The organism is Streptomyces sp. NPDC030296, from assembly GCF_055572815.1.
Window position 1 is genome coordinate 617,364 of sequence record NZ_JBVICQ010000001.1, and the last position, 17,255, is coordinate 634,618.

Consider the following 17,255-nt stretch of genomic DNA (forward strand, 5'->3'; position numbering starts at 1 on the left):
TTGCGCGCGTGGGCCGTCGAATGGGTGATGCGCAACGCCGGCATCGCGCGGGAGACGGTGGAGACCGACCGGCCCTTCGGGGACTACGGACTGTCCTCCATGAAGCTCGTCTCCCTCTCCGGGGAACTCTCCGAACTCCTCGACCGGAACCTGCCGGTGGACATCGCGTACAGCTTCCCGACGATCGCGGCGCTGGTGACCGAACTGTCGGCCGAGGACGGCTCGGCACCCGCAGCGCCGGTCCCGCCGGGGTCGGCCGCGGCCACGACGGAGTCCACCGCCGCGTCCGGGTCTGCCACCGCGTCCGGGTCTGCCGCCGCGTCCGGATACGGGGGTGTGGGGACCGCGTCCGGGTTCGCCACCCGGTCCGCGTCGGGGGCCGCCGCGTCCGAACCCGTCGCGTCCCCGGCCGTTCGTGAGCCGATCGCGGTCGTGGGCGCCGGATGCCGGCTGCCCGGTGGGATCCGGGGACCCGAGGAGTACTGGCGGTTCCTGCTCGACGGCGGCGACGCCATCCACCGCACCCCGCCGGGACGTTGGAGCGGGCTGCCGGGCGCCGACCGCATCCGGGAGGGCGCCGCCGGCCTCGGCGGGTTCCTCGACGACATCGACCGGTTCGACGCCGCCTACTTCGGCATCTCGCCCAAGGAGGCGGCGATGACCGACCCGCAGCAGCGGCTCGTCCTGGAGGTCGCCCAGGAGGCCCTGGAGCACGCGGGGATCCCCGCGCGCACCCTGGAGGGCCGCCGGGCCGGCGTCTTCCTCGGCGCGAGCACCGCCGACTACGCGCCCGACAGCCCCGAGGACATGGGCGGCTGGAGCGCGGCGGGGTCCTCCATGGGCGTCATCGCGGGCCGGCTGTCGTACAGCCTCGGGCTGCGCGGCCCCAGCATGCTCGTCGACACCGCCTGCTCCGCCTCGCTGGTCGCCGTCCATCTCGCCTGCCAGAGCCTGCGGGCCGGGGAGTCCGAACTCGCCCTGGCCGGCGGCGTGAACCTGCTGCTGTCGCCGGGCGCCTCCGTCGCGTTCGAGGAGGCGGGCATGCTGTCGCCCGACGGGCGCTGCCACACCTTCGACGCCGGGGCGCACGGGTACGGGCGCGGCGAGGGATGCGGGGTCGTCGTCCTGAAGCGGCTGTCCGACGCCGTACGCGACGGGGACCGGGTGCTGGCCGTGATCCGGGGCAGCGCCGTCAACCACAACGGGCGCTCCAACGGGCTGATGGCACCCAACGGGCAGGCCCAGGCCGAGCTGCTGGCCGCCGCGTACGAGAACGCGGGCCTCGACCCGGCCACCGTCGACTACGTCGAGGCGCACGGCACCGGCACGGCGGTCGGCGACCCGATCGAGATGGGCGCGATCACCTCGGTCACCGGTGAGGGACGCGACCCGGAACGCCCGCTGCTGGTCGGCGCGGTCAAGACCAACCTGGGGCATCTGGAGGCGGCCGCCGGTGTCGCCGGGTTCCTGAAGACGGTGCTGGCCCTGCGGCACGGCGAGCTCCCGGCCACGCTGCACTTCCGGGCCCTGAACCCCGCGATCCCGGCCGACGCGCCGGTGCGGGTGGTGGCCGAGCGCACACCGTGGCCGTCGGGCACCGGACCCCGTACGGCGGGCGTGAGCTCCTTCGGCTTCGGCGGGAGCAACGCGCATGTCGTCCTGGAGGAGGCACCGCCCGGCACGGACGGCGGCCGGGACGCCTCCCCCGCGGACGACGCCGCCGCGTCACGTCCCGTGGTCGTCACGGTCGACGGCAGCTCCCCGCACGCCTGCCGCGAGCAGGCGGCGGCCCTGCACGCGTGGCTGGCCGAGCACCGCGACACGGTGTCCGCGGCGAGTGTCGCGCACACCACGACGGTGCGCCGCTCCCACGGCCCGGTCCGCGCCGCCGTCGTGGCGCGCGACACCGGGGAACTCCTCGACCGGCTGCTCCTGCTGTCCACGGGCGAGGAGGACACCGGGGTCGTCGCCGGCTGGGTGCGGGACGACGCGCGGCCCGTGTTCGTCTTCTCCGGGCAGGGCGCGCAATGGCCCGGCATGGCGAGGGAACTGCTGACCGAGGACGCCGCGTTCGCCGAGGCGATCGACGCGCTGGACCCGCTGGTGCGGGAGGAGTCCGGGTTCTCGGTGCGTGAGGTGCTCGCCGAGGGCGCCGCGACGGCGTTGGACCCGACGGACGTGATGCAGCCCGTGCTGTTCTCCGTCCATGTGGCGCTGGCCGCGTCCCTGCGGGCGCGGGGCGTCGAACCGGCCGCCGTCGTCGGCCACTCCATGGGCGAGGTCGCGGCCGCCGTCGTCGCCGGCGCGCTCTCCCTGGAGGACGGCGTACGGGTCACCTGCCGGCGCTCGCGGCTGATGAAGGGCCTCTCCGGGCGCGGGGCGATGGCGGTGGTGTCCGCCGACCCCGAGGAGGTCGCGGGGTTCGTCGCCGGGCACGGACTCGACCGCGAGGTGACGGTGGCCATCCGGCTGAGCCCGTCGGCGACCGTCGTCTCCGGCGACCGTGACGCCGTGGAGTCACTCATGGCCGCCTGGCAGGCCGAGGGCGTCAAGGCGCTGCCGGTCAACATCGACGTAGCGTGCCACTCGCCGCAGGTCGACGAGATCCTCGACGAACTCGCCGCCCAGCTCGCGGACATCCGCCCCCGTACGCCCCGCGTCCCGCTCTACTCGACCGTCACCCCCGGTCGCGCGACCCCGATGGACGCCCGCTACTGGGTGGACAACCTGCGGCAGCCGGTCCTCCTCTCCGACGCGGTGCGGCTGGCCGCGCGGGACGGGCACGAGGTCTTCGTCGAGGTGAGCCCGCACCCGGTGCTCGTCGGCCCGATCGGGGCGACGCTGCGCTCCCTGGACGTCGCCGAGGCGGTCGTACGGCCCACGCTGCGGCGCGAGGAACACCCCCTGGACGCGCTGGCCCTGACCGCGGCGGCCCTGCACTGCCACGGCCACCCCATCGCCTGGAACACCGTCTGGCACACCGGCACCCTGCTCCCCCTCCCCCCACGCAGCTGGGACCACCGCCGCAGCCACTGGCTCACCGCAGCGGCGGCGGGCCCGACGGGGGAAGCCGCACCGACCGGCGGGCCGGAGGGGACAGCCACACCCGAGGGAACCGTTCCGGGACCGGAGACCATGGAGGAACGGCAGCCGGAGCTGGACGCCGCGGCGACGGCCGTCACCCTCTCGGGGACCGACGCGACGCAGCTGGCCGCCGGGGCAGACGCCACGCAGCCGACGGCTGCCGGGGCCGACACCGCACAGCCGACCGCCGCCACGCCGCCCACCGCCGCCAGGGCCGACGCCCGCAGGGCGCCCGCCCCGCAGGCAGCGGACGAGGAGGGTGGCAGGGAGGAGGACGAGGCCACGTCGGTCACCCTGGGCAGGGCGCCGTCCCTGGCCGGCCGGGGCCGCCGCCGACCGGTCGCGGCCCATCGCGCCGACACCCCGCACCCCACCGCCCCCGCCGCCCCCACCGGCTCCCCACTCGCCGCCGCGGCTCCCCCGCCCGCCGAGGTCGCCCGTGCCACCGCCCCCGTCGACGCCCCCGCACCCCCCACCCGCGCCCAACTGGAGGTGCTCGTGCGGGACGAGGTGGCCGCTGTCATGGAGTGCGAGCCCGAGGACGTGCGGACCCGGCAGAGCCTCTTCGCGGCCGGCATGGACTCGTTGATGAGTCTGGTGGTGCTGGGGCGGTTGTCCGATCTGCTGGGCCTTGAGGTGACGCCCGCCGATCTGCGCGAGCACCCCACCGTGGCCTCCCTGGCGGCGTTCCTGGCGGACGCCCTGCCGCAGGGACCCCTCCCGGCAGCCCTGCGCGAGCGGGCGGAACCACCGGCCGAGACCCGAACGGAACGTACCGAGGGGGCGCCCGTGACCCGGCGCACGCCTCACCGGACGCGACCACGCGAGAGAGCAGAAGGAGACCGGAGCATGAGCCGAGTGGCACTCGTCACGGGCGGCAACCGAGGGATCGGCCTGGCCGTGGCCAGGCGGCTCGCGGCCGACGGCATGAAGGTCGCCGTCACCTACCGCAGCGACCCGCCCTCGGACCTCTTCGCGGTGCAGTGCGACGTCCGCGATCCCGAGTCCGTCCACCACGCCGTGAACGAGGTCCAGCAGACCCTGGGCGGCATCGACGTCCTCGTCGCCAACTCCGGCATCACCCGCGACCGCGCCTTCGCCGTCATGTCGGAGCCGGACTTCGCCGCGGTGATGGACACCAACCTGATGGGCGCCTACCGCGTCACCCGCGCCGTGGTGCGCGAGATGATGCGCAAACGCGAGGGCCGCATCGTCTTCGTGTCGTCGGTCGCCGGCCTCACGGGCTCCGTCGGCCAGGCCAACTACGCGTCCTCCAAGGCCGGGATGATCGGTCTGGCCCGCTCGCTGGCGCTGGAGCTCAGCCCGTACGGGGTGACCGTCAACACCGTGGCCCCGGGCTGGGTCGACACCGACATGACGGTGCGGCTGCCCGAGAAGGTCAAGGAGGGCATCAAGTCCCAGGTGCCGCTGGGCCGTCAGGGCTCCGCCGAGGAGATCGCCGAGGTCGTCGGCTTCCTCGCCTCGGAGGGGTCGAGCTACGTCACGGGCGCGGTGCTGCCCGTCGACGGCGGCCTGTCGCTGGGAGCGTGACGACGATGCTGCTCGCCGGGAAGCGGATCCTGGTCACCGGGGTCATCACCGAGTCGTCCATCGCGTACCACACGGCCGTCGAGGCGCAGCGGGCCGGCGCGGAGGTGGTGCTCACCAGCATCCGGCCGCGTCTGGTGCGGCGGATCGTCGAGCGGATGCCCGAACCGGCGCCCGTCGTCGAGCTCGACGTGACGGACGCGGAGCAGCTGCGGACACTGCCGGACCGGCTCGCCGAGCACGGCGACCGCTTCGACGGGGTGCTGCACTCCATCGCGTACGCCCCGCCGGGCGCGCTCGGCGGACGGTTCATGCAGACGCCCTGGGAGGACGTCGCGACCGCCGTGCACACCTCCGCGTACTCCCTGAAGTCGCTGGTGGCCGCGGTGCTGCCGATGATGAAGGGCGGCGGGGCGGTGGTCGGCCTCGACTTCGACGCCTCCGTGTCCTGGCCGGACTACGACTGGATGGGCGTCGCCAAGGCGGGCCTGGAGTCCACCGCCCGCTATCTCGCCCGCTATCTCGGCCCCCAGGGCGTCCGGGTGAACCTGGTCGCCGCCGGGCCCCTCAACACGCTGGCGGCGAACGGGGTGTCCGACGCCCCGCCGGACGAGGACGGCGGCACCTGGGCCGACCTGGCCCCCCTGGGCTGGGACGAGAACCTCGCGACGCCGGTGGCGAAGGCGTGCGTGGCCCTGCTCTCCGACTACTTCACCGCCACCACGGGGGAGATCGTCCATGTCGACGGAGGCGTCCATGCCATGGGCTTCTGAGCCGGCCGGGCAGCCGACCGGGCAGCCGGCCGTGACGCTGGACGACATCGCCGAGTGGTTCACGCGCAGGGTGGGCCGCGAACTCGGGCCGAGCCCGTGGCACGAGGTGACACCCGAGGCGGTCCGGGGTTTCGCCGACGCCACCCATGACTGGCAGGCCATCCATCTGGACGCCGAGCGGGCCGCGTCCGGCCCGTACGGGGTGCCCGTGGCGCACGGCTTCTACACGCTCGGCCTCATCCCGTACCTCACGTCCACCCTCTTCGATCCGAGCTGGATCGACGTGGCTCTCAACTACCGCCTGGACCGGGTCCGTTTCCTCACCGCGGTGCCCGTGGGTTCGCGGGTGCGGGCCCTCGCCCGGGTGAGCGGTGTCCGGGTACGCCCGCGCGGCTATCTGGAGGTCGTGCTGGCGGTGTCGCTGATGGTCGAGGGCGCCGAGCAGCCGGCCTGCACGCTCGACCACACCCGTCTCTACACGATGCGCCCCGACGCGTCCCTGCCCGTGGACGGGCCGGTCCCGCGCGTGATGTACCCGCCCGGGCACCCGGCGCCGGCCGACTCCCTCACCCCCTGACGATCCTGGCAAGGAGGAGCTCACGCATGGGCGACACCCCGGCTGCCCCCACGGCTGCCCCCTCGGCCGACACCCCGACCGACCCCTCGGCCGACACCCCGGCCGCCCCCGCCGCGGCCACGCCACCGAAGGCGGCACCGCCCCCGTTCACCGGCCGCAGACTCCTGTTGATCGCCTCCGGGGCCGTCAACGCCGTCCATCTGCCGTACTGGCTGACCTGGATGCGCAGCAAGTACCCGGACACGACGGTGCAGGTCGTCGCCACGCGCAGCGCACAGCGCTTCGTGACGCTCCAGGCGCTGTCGGCGCTCACCGGTCGGCAGGCGATCGGCGACACCTGGACCGACGACCCGCTCCCCACGGCCCTGCACGTCGAACTCGCCGAGTGGGCCGACTCGGTGGCCGTCTACCCGGCCTCGCTGCACTACATGGCGCGTGCGGCGCTCGGCCTGGGAGACAGCCCGAGCCTGCTGGCGCTGCACGGCACCGCCGCGCCGATCGTCCTGGCCCCGTCCCTGCCGCCACGGGTGGAGGACAACCCCGCCTACGTCCGGCATCTCAAGGCGCTCGCGGAGCGCCCCAATCTGTCGGTGGCCCCGACACGGCCCGGCGTCAGCATGACCACGGGCCGGCGCGACGGCCGGACCGCGCCGCCGCTCCCGGACGTCCTCGCCGAGCTGGAGCGGCTGCGCAATGCCCTGCCGAAAAACATCGCCAAAGAAATCGAAGAAAACTCTGAATCGGATGTTGACTCCCTCCGATAAAGCAGGCGAAGATATAACCAGGAAAGCCCGGAACGGAAATAAAGAAAGTCCGGGAATTCCATTTCGGTAATCCCTTTGCCCCACCCCCCGCTCCACCCTCCCCGCACCCCACGCCATCGGAAGGACCGGAAGAGTCATGGCCGTCGGAGATCCGCAGATCTACTGCTACGCGGACCCGCTCTTCTTCGAGACGCCCGACCACTGGGACCGCGGATTCGCCCCGTTCACCGTCGCGACCCGGCCGGTCCCGGCCGGCTGGACCCGCACCGAGCGGGCCGGCTGGACCCACCTCGTGCCGCCGGTCAGGAACCTGCCGGAGCAGGGCTGGAAGATCCATGTCTCGGCCGGCCCGGAGCACACCGACCGCGCCCTGGAGATCGTCTGGGACCACTGCGTCGGCGAGAACGTGCAGTTCAAGCATCTGAGCACCCGCGAGGTCCACCTCGCGCACAACACGAAGTACGCGCCGCGCTCCGGCAGCGGCAAGCTGATCACGATCTACCCCCGCGACGACGAGCAGCTCCTCACCCTCCTGGAGGACCTGACGAAGCTGCTCGACGGGATCACCGGGCCGCGCGTCCTCAGCGACCTCCAGTGGCCGGACAGCCCGCTCCACCTGAGGTACGGGGCGTTCGTCGAACGGTTCTGCACCGAACCGGGCGGCGCCGTGGTGCCCGCCCTGACGCGGCCCGACGGCACCCTGGTGCCGGACCGGCGCCGGCCGGTGTTCACCCTGCCCGACTGGGCTCCGGTCCCGCCCTTCGTCCAGGAGGTCCTGGACCGGCGCACCACCGGCCCGGAATTCCCGTACCGAATTCAGCGCGCCATGCATTTCTCCAACGCGGGCGGCGTCTATCTCGCGGAACGGAAAAGCGACGGAAAGGTGTGCGTCCTCAAGGAGGCACGACCGTACGCCGGGCTCGACATGAAGTCCCATGACGCGGTGACCCGATTACGCAGGGAGAAATGGGCCCTGGACCGGCTGGCCGGCGCGGAGGGCGCACCCGGCGTCCTCGACTACTTCACGATGGACGGCCATGAATTCCTGGCCATGGAACACGTGGACGCCTCGAACCTCTGGGTGTGGATGGCCCGGATCCACCCGATGATCGTCTCGGAGAACTCCTCCCCCGAGGACTACCGGGCGTACACCGAGCGGATCCTGGGTGTCCTGGACCGGATCGAGCGGATCCTGGCCGGTTTCCACGCCCGCGGTGTGGGCTTCGGCGATCTGCACTACGGCAACGTGCTGGTCCGCCCGGACGACTCGGTCGCCCTGATCGACTACGAGGCGGCGTTCGACACCGCCGACACCGACCACCGGCCGGCCGTCGCCACGATGGGTTTCTCCGCCGAGACCGGCCTGCGGGGCGTCGACCTCGACCACTACTGTCTGGCCTCCCTCAAGGCCGCGATGTTCCTCCCCTACGAGAAGCTGCGGGCGCTCGACCCCGCGAAGACCGCGGAGCAACTGGACTTCATCGCCGAGCGGTTCCCCCTGCCCGAGGGCTGGCTGGACCCGGTACGGCGGATGCTGCTGCCGTCCGGCACGGCGGGGGCGGCACCGGCGGGGACCGGGCTCCCCCCGGTGCGGGAGGCGGCCGCCTCGATGGCCTCGGCGATCGTGTCCTGCGCCGACCTCTCCCACCCCAGCCGGCTGTTCCCCGGCGACTGCGAGCAGTTCGTCACGTCGGGCGCCACGTTCGCCAACGGCGCCGCGGGCGTCCTGTGGGCCCTGTCGGTGTGCGGGCTCCCCGTACCCGACGCCCACCAGGAGTGGCTCATCGAGGCCGCCGACCGGCCGGGCCCCCGCCAGGGCTTCTACAACGGGACGCACGGCCTGGCCTACGCGCTGGACCACCTCGGCCACACCGGGGCGGCCGCCCGCCTCGTGGACCGCACCCGCGACGCGGCCCGCACCGCACGGGGCATCGGCCTGTACGACGGACTGACCGGCATCGGCCTCACCCGCCTGCACCTCGCGGAGCGCTGGCAGACCGTCGACTTCGACGAGGACATCGCCCACGTCGCCGACACGCTCGCCGAGGCGCTGCGGACGAACCGCCCGGTCACGGGCGACCCGACCGCGCAGGACCCTCCGCCCGTCCGGGCGGGGCTGATGCGCGGCTGGTCGGGAGTGGCCCTGTTCTTCCTCCGGCTGTACGAGGTGTCCGGGGACCCCGCCCATCTCGACCTGGCCGTGACCGCCGTCCACCGCGATCTCGACCGCTGCGTGACCACGCCGAACGGCTCGCTCCAGGTGGAGGAGGCCGGCGTACGCACCCTGTGCTACCTGGACGTGGGAAGCGCCGGGATCGCCCTGGTGGCGGACGAGGTGCTGACCCTGCGGGACGACGACCGGCTGCGGGAGGCCCTTCCCGCGCTGCTGACCGCCTGCACCCCCGAGTTCGTGGTGATGCCGCAGCTGTTCATGGGCCGCTCGGGACTCGTCGCGGCCCTGGAGCGGGCCGGCCGCCGCGACCCGGAGCTGGCGCGGCACGCGGTGGTCGCCCGGCATCTGGACCGGCTCGGCTGGTACGCGCTCTCCCACCAGGGGCACATGGCCTTCCCCGGTGACCTCCTGCTGAAGCTGTCCATGGACCTCGCCACCGGCACGGCGGGCGTCCTGCTCACCACCGCCGCGGTGATGGGCGACCGGGGACGCTTCCTGCCCTTCTTCACCGACCGTCCGTCGGCACCGGCGGACCCCACAAGCTCCCGCTGATCACCGATCAGCGGGTCCGGACACCACCCGGTGTCCGGTGCACCACCCCGAGAAACCGATCAGGAAAGGATGAGTGACATGGACCAGATTCTCGACCTGCAGGGCCTGGAGACCGCCGGCGACGAGGCGGAGCTCCCCACCAGCTCCGCCAGCACCAACTGCTGACACCAGACGAACCTTCACGGTCCGTCCGGCCCCCGTCCCGTCCCCACGATCATGGAAAGGAGGTGCGACATGGACCAGATCCTCGACCTGCAGGGCCTGGAGACCGCCGGTGACGAGGCGGAGCTCCCGACCAGCTCGGCCAGCACCGGCTGCTGAATCCCGTGACACGGGAGGGCCGGGTGTGAGGCGTCGATATCGCCTCACACCCGGCTCCACCAGTATGTGCCCCGGCTGCACCAGTATGTGCCCCGGCGGCACGATGCTGTAGTCCCCTGCACGCCCGGGGTACCCCGGAACGCCACGCCCCATCCCCTGGGGCGTTCTTCTATTGGGGGACGGCGCCACGTGCGAAACACGCCCCGGGCCGGCCGCGCTCAGGACGACGCCCGCGCCACCAGCTCCGTGGGCAGGACCACCTGACGGCGTTCCAGGCCCCGCGAGATCGCCGGACGGCGGTCGGCGATCTCGTCGAGGAGGAGGTCGATCATGGCGCGGCCCATCTCCTCGATCGGCTGCCGGACGCTGGTGAGGGGCGGGTCCATGTGGCGGGCGATGGCGGAGTCGTCGTAGCCCACCATGGCGACGTCGTCGGGCAGTCGGCGCCCGGCCTCGCGGAGGACCTGACGGGCACCGGCCGCCATCACGTCGGACTCGGCGAAGACCGCGTCGAGGTCGGGGCAGCGCTCCAGCAGCTCCCACATCGCCCGGCGGCCGCCGTCCTCCGTGAAGTCACCGGGGACGATCAGCCGCTCGTCCACCTCGCGCCCCGCGTCCTCCAGGGCGTCGCGGTAGCCCTCGATACGGCGCTGGGCGCCGTAGACGTCGAGGCGGCCGGTGATCGTGGCTATCCGGGAACGGCCGCGTTCGATCAGGTGCTCCACCGCCGAGCGGCCGCCGCCGTAGTTGTCGGAGTCGACCGAGGGCAGCGTCTCGTGCTCGGAGCGGGGACCGCTGATCACGGCCGGGATCTCCAGCTGCGACAGCAGGTCCGGCAGCGGGTCGTCGGCGTGCACGGAGACCAGCAGGACCCCGTCGACCCGGTGGGCCGCGAGGTACTGGGCCAACCTCCGGCGCTCCCGGTCGCTGCCCGCGAAGATCAGCAGGAGCTGCATCTCCGTGTCGGAGAGCTGGGCGCCCACGCCCTTGAGGATGTCGGAGAAGTACGGCTCGGAGAAGAAGCGGGTCTCCGGCTCGGGCACGACCATCGCGATCGCGTCGGTGCGGTTCGCGGCGAGGGCGCGGGCCGCCGTGTTCGGGACGTAGCCCAGCTCCGCGACGGCCGCCTCGACCGCCGCCCGGGTCGCCTCGCTGACCCGTGGCGAGCCGTTGATCACCCGGGACACCGTGCCGCGGCCGACACCGGCCCGTGCGGCGACCTCTTCCAGGGTCGGCCGCCGGCCGCTTCGGCCCCGTGCTCCGTGGCCTGCCACCATGGTCGCCTCCCGTTCACACCGCGCTGGCGTGGAATCTAACAGTCCCGCTCCTCGGACGATGTCCGGCGACCCCTGTTCCGAACGCCGGGCCCGGCCCCCGGACCGGCGGGGACCCCGTCGCCGACCTGTCCGTCTCCCCGATCCCGCCGACCTCTGAAGTCCCCCCGGTCGCGCCGGCCGCCGGTTCGGGGCATGCTCGACCCTCGGTCCCGGGGATAGTTAACAGCCCGATAACCGAAGACATCTCTCCGCGCCGACTCCCTTGACACCCCCGCACGAACCGACGACTCTTCAACACATCACTTGTGGGAGCGCTCCCACAGTACCTGGCACTTACACATCCCGCACGTTCCCCGCCCGAGCCGCAGCAGTGAAAAAACGGGTCCAACAACGCAGTTGGCCGGGGGGTCGGCACGTCAGGGCATCAGGAGGACGCAATGCGAGCACGTACCCTCCCCCACTCTCGGCCGCGGTCGGGCGGGGGCACCCGAATCGCCCGCACTACGCGCAAGACGGTGGTCATCGCGGCTGTCGCCGCGCTGGGCGCCGGGCTGCTCGCCGGCTGTGCCGACGACGGCAAGGACGAGGACGACACGTCGTCGGGTAGTGGTGGCGGCAAGACCAAGATCACCCTGGGGCTGTTCGGCACCGCGGGCTTCGAGGAGTCCGGCCTGTACAAGGAGTACGAGAAGCTCCACCCGGACATCGACATCCAGCAGACCGTCGTGGAGCGGAACGAGAACTACTACCCCGCTCTCCTCAACCACCTGACCACGGGCAGCGGTCTGCAGGACATCCAGATGGTCGAGGTCGGCAACATCGCCGAGATCGTCGGCACCCAGTCGGACAAGCTGCTCGACCTGTCGAAGTACGGCAAGAAGGACGACTACCTGCCCTGGAAGTGGCAGCAGGGCACCACCTCCGGCGGGCAGACCGTCGCCCTCGGCACCGACGTCGGCCCGATGGCCATCTGCTACCGCAAGGACCTCTTCGAGAAGGCCGGACTGCCCACCGACCGTGCGGAGGTCGGCAAGCTGTGGGCGGGCAGCTGGGACAAGCTCGTGGAGACCGGCAACAAGTACAAGGCGAAGGCGCCCAAGGGCACCACGTTCCTGGACTCCCCCGGCGGTCTGCTGCAGGCGATCCTCAGCAGTGAGAAGGACCGGTTCTACGACTCCTCCGGTGAGGTCATCTACAAGACGAACCCGGCCGTCAAGGACGCCTTCGACCTCACGGCCAAGGCCGCCAAGGACGGGCTGGTCGGCAACCAGACGCAGTTCCAGCCCGCCTGGGACACCACGATCGCCAACAGCAAGTTCGCCGCGATGTCCTGCCCGCCGTGGATGCTCGGCTACATCAAGGGCAAGTCGAAGCCCGAGGCGGCCGGCAAGTGGGAGATCGCCCAGGCCCCGAAGTCCGGCAACTGGGGCGGCTCCTTCCTGTCCGTGCCGAAGAACGGCAAGAACGCCGAGGAGGCCGCGAAGCTGGCCGCCTGGTTGACGGCTCCCGAGCAGCAGGCGAAGCTCTTCGCCGTACAGGGCAGCTTCCCCAGCACCCCGGCCGCCTACGACTCGGCCGCGGTCAAGAACGCGAAGAACGACATGACCGGTGACGCGCCGATCGGCACGATCTTCGCCGAGGCCGCCAAGAACATCCCCGTGCAGACGATCGGCCCGAAGGACCAGATCATCCAGCAGGGCCTGACCGACAACGGCGTGATCCTCGTGGCCCAGGGCAAGTCGGCCGCGGAGGCCTGGAAGAACGCCGTCAAGACCATCGACAACGCACTGGACAAGTGACCGGTATGCCCACACGGCACGACGCCGCCGCGCCCCCCGTCAAGGGGGGCGCGGCCCCGGCCCGCCCGCCCGCGGAGTCCGCGACCGAGGAACGCCGCCGGGCCCGGCTGTCCCGCCGCTGGCAGCGGGACGTGCGCTGGAGCCCGTACGCCTTCGTCTCGCCCTTCTTCCTGCTGTTCGTCGCGTTCGGCCTGTTCCCGCTGCTCTACACCGGCTGGGCCTCGCTGCACGCGGTGGAGCTGACCGCCCCCACCGACATGAGCTGGGTGGGGCTGCGCAACTTCACCCGCATCTTCGACGACGAGTTCTTCTGGAACGCGGCGAAGAACACTTTGATCATCGGGGTCATCTCGACCGTCCCGCAGCTGATGATGGCGCTGGGCATCGCGCACATCCTCAACTACAAGCTCCGTGCCTCGACCTTCTACCGGGTCGTGATGCTCGCCCCGTACGCCACGTCGATCGCCGCCGCCACCCTGGTGTTCGTGCTGCTCTTCGGCCGTGACTACGGGATGATCAACTGGTTCCTGGGGCTGTTCGGCATGGACCAGATCGACTGGCAGAACGGCACCTGGTACTCGAAGATCGCCGTGTCGACCGTCGTCATCTGGCGCTGGACCGGCTACAACGCGCTGATCTACCTGGCCGCGATGCAGGCGATCCCGCAGGACCTGTACGAGTCGGCGGCCCTCGACGGCGCGAGCCGCTGGAAGCAGTTCCTCCATGTGACGCTGCCGTCGCTGCGCCCGACCATCCTGTTCACCTGCGTCGTCTCGACCATCGGTGCCTCGCAGCTCTTCGCCGAGCCCCTGCTGTTCGACGCCAACAAGGGCGCGTCCGGCGGTTCCCAGCACCAGTTCCAGACCCTCGGCCTCTACCTGTACGAGCAGGGCTGGGTGAACCAGCACCTGGGCCGCGCCTCGGCGATCGCCTGGACGATGTTCCTGATCCTCATCGTGGTCGGAATCATCAACTACGTCATCTCGCGCCGGCTGCGCGCCAGTAGTTAGGAGACCGGCCGTGACGACGACAATCACCAAGCCCCCGGCCGACGCGGCGCCCGAGCCGCCCCGGAACGGCGGGCGCAGGCGTGGGCCGAAGGCCGCGCGGGCGGGCGGCCAGCACCACGCCGGGCCCGTCGCCTACATCATCCTCGTCGGGTTCACCCTGATCTCGCTCTTCCCGCTGTTCTGGACGGCCGTCGCCGCCTCCCGTGACAACGCGCGGCTGGCGGAGACCCCGCCGCCGTTCTGGTTCGGCGCGAACCTCTTCGACAAGATCGAAGTGGCCTGGAAGGACGCCAACCTCGGCGAGGCGTTCCTCAACACCACGATCGTGGCGGGTGTCTCCTCGCTGACCGTCGTCTTCCTGTCGACCATCGCCGGGTTCGCCTTCGCCAAGCTGAGGTTCAGGGGCCGTGGCGCGCTGATGCTGATCGTGATCGGCACCATGATGGTGCCGCCGCAGCTCCAGGTGATCCCGCTGTACATGATGGTCGCCAAGCTCGACTGGACCGACCAGCTCCAGGCGGTCATCCTGCCGTCGCTGGTGAGCGCGTTCGGTGTGTTCTTCATGCGGCAGTACCTGCTCCAGGCGCTGCCCGACGAGATCATCGAGGCGGCCCGCGTCGACGGCGCGAGCAGCTGGCGGGTGGTCTGGCACGTGGTCTTCCCCGCCGCGCGGCCCGCGATGGCCGTGCTGGGCATGCTGATGTTCGTACAGACCTGGAACGACTTCCTCTGGCCGTTCCTCGTCCTGACCCAGCTGGGCAACCCGACCGTGCAGGTCGCGGTCGCCGGTCTGGGCCGGGGCTACACCCCCGACCAGGCCCTGATCATGGCGGGCGCGCTGCTCAGCACGCTGCCGCTGCTGCTGGTCTTCGCGATCTTCGGCAAGCAGATCGTCGGGGGCATCATGCAGGGCGCGGTGAAGGGCTGACCCCCGCGCCGTCCGTTCTCGCACCCCCTGGGGGCCGGGCCACCGCCGCCCCGGCCCCTCCCTCCCTCAGTTCTCTTTCCCCCCACCCACATCGTCGGTCTGATCGACCACCAATGGGAGCGCTTCCATGCCTGAGCCCACGACGCCAGTGACCTTTCCTCCCGCCTTCCTCTGGGGCGCGGCGACGTCCGCGTACCAGATCGAGGGGGCGGTGCGGGAGGACGGCCGCACGCCCTCCATCTGGGACACCTTCAGCCACACGCCGGGCAAGACGGCCGGTGGCGAGACCGGTGACATCGCTGTCGACCACTACCACCGCTACCGCGACGACGTGGCGCTGATGGCGGACCTGGGTCTCTCCTCCTACCGCTTCTCGATCTCCTGGTCGCGGGTGCAGCCGACGGGCCGGGGCCCGGCGATCCAGCGCGGCCTGGACTTCTACCGCCGGCTGGTCGACGAGCTGCTGGCGAAGAACATCAAGCCGGCCGTGACGCTCTACCACTGGGACCTCCCGCAGGAGCTGGAGGACGCGGGCGGCTGGCCGGAGCGCGAGACCGCGTACCGCTTCGCCGAGTACGCCCGGATCGTGGGCGAGGCGCTGGGCGACCGCGTCGAGCAGTGGATCACGCTGAACGAGCCGTGGTGCAGCGCCTTCCTGGGCTACGGCTCCGGGGTGCACGCGCCGGGCCGTACGGACCCGGTGGCGTCGCTGCGCGCGGCCCACCATCTGAACCTGGCGCACGGTCTCGGCGCGGTGGCGCTGCGCTCGGTGATGCCGGCGCGCAACTCGGTGGCGGTGAGCCTGAACTCGTCCGTCGTGCGGCCGCTGTCGAACACCCCGGAGGACCTGGCGGCGGTCCGGAAGATCGACGACCTGGCGAACGGGGTCTTCCACGGGCCGATGCTGCACGGGGCGTACCCGGAGTCGCTGTTCGCGGCGACGTCGCAGCTGACGGACTGGTCGTTCGTGCAGGACGGTGACGTGGCGACGGCCCACCAGCCGCTGGACGCGCTGGGCCTGAACTACTACACGCCCACGCTGGTCGGCGCGGCGTCGCCGGACATGGTCGGGCCGCGGGCGGACGGCCACGGCGCGAGCGAGCACTCGCCGTGGCCGGCGGCGGACGACGTGCTGTTCCACCAGACGCCGGGCGAGCGCACGGAGATGGGCTGGACCATCGACCCGACCGGCCTGCACGAGCTGATCATGCGGTACACGCGGGAGGCGCCCGGCCTGCCGCTGTACGTCACGGAGAACGGCGCGGCCTACGACGACAAGATGGACAGCGACGGCCGCGTCCACGACCCGGAGCGCATCGCCTACCTCCACGGCCATCTGCGCGCCGTGCGCCGCGCCATCGCCGAGGGCGCGGACGTGCGCGGCTACTACCTGTGGTCCCTCCTCGACAACTTCGAGTGGGCCTACGGCTACGGCAAGCGCTTCGGCGCGGTCTACGTGGACTACGCGACGCTCACCCGCACGCCCAAGTCCAGCGCGCTCTGGTACTCCCAGGCAGCGAAGACGGGCGCCCTCCCGCCGCTGGCGGCACCCACGCAGTAACACCGACGCCGGGGGCCCGCGAAGCCCTCGGCCACGAACGGAGGGCAGGGGAGACCCTCCGGGGGAACGGGGGCAAGGGGCGCGGTGCCATTAGGGGAGCACCGCGCCCCTCGGGGTTGTCACGTTTCACCAGGGCTTTCAGAGACTGCCCGGCGCCGCGAGCCACTGCGTCGACTGACCGGTGACCGAGGCAATCGTCTCGAAGTCGTGGTCGTAGTGGAGCATCGTCAGGCCCTGCAGCTCGGCGGTCGCGGCGACGAGCAGATCCACCGCGGCACTGCGGTGCCGCCCCTTCTCGGTGAGCTCCCGCTGGACGTCCCACGCCCGTGTGACGGCCCGCTCGTCCAAGGGCGTCCAGCCGAACAGCGCGTCAAGATCGTGGACCAGTTCCGCCCGGTCCTCCGCGTTCTTCGCGCTGTAGAGGAACTCGACCTCGGTGAGGGGGCAGCGCGCGATCAGCCCTTCTTGCAGGGGCCTCTCCCAGACGGAACGGGCCGGGCGCCGCAGGATGCGGACCAGGGCGCTGGTGTCGATGAGGTAGGAGGCGGTGCTCACCGACGGTACGTCTCCTTGTCCAGCAGCACGTCGAAGTCGCCCGCGTCCGCCTTCGCCGCCAGCCGGGCCAGCGCGAGCGCCCGCTTCTTGCGTTCCACGCCGTCCCTCAGCGCCGCGTTGACGGTGTCCTTCTTCGTCCTGGTCCCGAACGCTATGGCGGCCTCCGCCAGCAGGTCCTCATCGATGTCGATCAGCGTCTTGGCCACGGGGAACCTCCTGGATATCCAAAGGATGAATCAGTATATCCGTGGAGGGAGGAAAACGCCGGGCGCCCGTACGGGCACCGACTCCGGAGTCAGTGCTCGTACGGGCGCCCCCGGCAGGTCTCGACCG

13 protein-coding genes are annotated in these 17,255 nt (G+C 71.8%); 10 read left to right on the plus strand and 3 right to left on the minus strand.

Annotated features, from left to right (window positions below; genetic code table 11):
- From ACZ4Z3_RS02590 to ACZ4Z3_RS02615, 6 genes are all read left to right on the plus strand, one after another.
- Positions 1–4,635 carry a type I polyketide synthase gene (locus tag ACZ4Z3_RS02590; RefSeq protein ID WP_468499307.1) on the plus strand — a complete coding sequence of 1,545 codons (4,635 nt, stop codon included), beginning with the start codon at positions 1–3 and terminating at the stop codon, positions 4,633–4,635.
- 5 nt (positions 4,636–4,640) lie between these two features.
- On the plus strand, positions 4,641–5,405 hold the full coding sequence (gene fabI / locus ACZ4Z3_RS02595) for an enoyl-ACP reductase FabI (RefSeq protein ID WP_055542406.1): 765 nt from the start codon (positions 4,641–4,643) through the stop codon (positions 5,403–5,405).
- Positions 5,389–5,982 carry a MaoC family dehydratase gene (locus tag ACZ4Z3_RS02600; protein ID WP_468499308.1) on the plus strand — a complete coding sequence of 198 codons (594 nt, stop codon included), beginning with the start codon at positions 5,389–5,391 and terminating at the stop codon, positions 5,980–5,982. Before fabI ends, ACZ4Z3_RS02600 begins: the two co-directional genes overlap by 17 nt.
- Positions 5,983–6,008: 26 nt before the next feature.
- Positions 6,009–6,746: a flavoprotein gene (locus tag ACZ4Z3_RS02605; protein WP_468499309.1), complete on the plus strand. Its 738-nt coding sequence runs from the start codon at positions 6,009–6,011 to the stop codon at positions 6,744–6,746.
- Positions 6,747–6,882: 136 nt separating this feature from the next.
- Complete coding sequence (gene lanKC, locus ACZ4Z3_RS02610; RefSeq protein WP_468499310.1) at positions 6,883–9,471, plus strand: class III lanthionine synthetase LanKC; 2,589 nt, start codon at positions 6,883–6,885, stop codon at positions 9,469–9,471.
- A gap of 69 nt (positions 9,472–9,540) precedes the next feature.
- Positions 9,541–9,636: a class III lanthipeptide gene (locus ACZ4Z3_RS02615; RefSeq protein WP_206187772.1), complete on the plus strand. Its 96-nt coding sequence runs from the start codon at positions 9,541–9,543 to the stop codon at positions 9,634–9,636.
- A gap of 374 nt (positions 9,637–10,010) precedes the next feature.
- Here ACZ4Z3_RS02615 and ACZ4Z3_RS02620 read toward each other — a convergent pair whose 3' ends face one another.
- Positions 10,011–11,066, minus strand: coding sequence for a LacI family DNA-binding transcriptional regulator (locus tag ACZ4Z3_RS02620; protein ID WP_468499530.1), 1,056 nt, complete (start codon positions 11,064–11,066; stop codon positions 10,011–10,013).
- 440 nt (positions 11,067–11,506) lie between these two features.
- Between ACZ4Z3_RS02620 and ACZ4Z3_RS02625 the strand changes: the two genes are divergently transcribed.
- The 4 genes from ACZ4Z3_RS02625 to ACZ4Z3_RS02640 all read left to right on the plus strand — a co-directional run bounded on the left by ACZ4Z3_RS02625 (position 11,507) and on the right by ACZ4Z3_RS02640 (position 16,367).
- On the plus strand, positions 11,507–12,868 hold the full coding sequence (locus ACZ4Z3_RS02625; protein WP_468499311.1) for an ABC transporter substrate-binding protein: 1,362 nt from the start codon (positions 11,507–11,509) through the stop codon (positions 12,866–12,868).
- 5 nt (positions 12,869–12,873) lie between these two features.
- A complete protein-coding gene (locus ACZ4Z3_RS02630) occupies positions 12,874–13,878 on the plus strand; it encodes a carbohydrate ABC transporter permease (protein ID WP_468499312.1) in 1,005 nt (334 codons plus the stop codon).
- 10 nt (positions 13,879–13,888) lie between these two features.
- Entirely contained in the window at positions 13,889–14,806 is a 918-nt protein-coding gene (locus tag ACZ4Z3_RS02635) for a carbohydrate ABC transporter permease (protein WP_468499313.1), read from the plus strand.
- A 127-nt stretch (positions 14,807–14,933) separates the two neighbouring features.
- Positions 14,934–16,367, plus strand: coding sequence for a GH1 family beta-glucosidase (locus ACZ4Z3_RS02640; protein ID WP_468499314.1), 1,434 nt, complete (start codon positions 14,934–14,936; stop codon positions 16,365–16,367).
- Positions 16,368–16,505: 138 nt separating this feature from the next.
- Here ACZ4Z3_RS02640 and ACZ4Z3_RS02645 read toward each other — a convergent pair whose 3' ends face one another.
- Positions 16,506–16,922 carry a PIN domain-containing protein gene (locus ACZ4Z3_RS02645; protein WP_468499315.1) on the minus strand — a complete coding sequence of 139 codons (417 nt, stop codon included), beginning with the start codon at positions 16,920–16,922 and terminating at the stop codon, positions 16,506–16,508.
- Entirely contained in the window at positions 16,919–17,128 is a 210-nt protein-coding gene (locus ACZ4Z3_RS02650; protein WP_468499316.1) for a type II toxin-antitoxin system VapB family antitoxin, read from the minus strand. Before ACZ4Z3_RS02650 ends, ACZ4Z3_RS02645 begins: the two co-directional genes overlap by 4 nt.
- Positions 17,129–17,255: the final 127 nt, after the last annotated feature.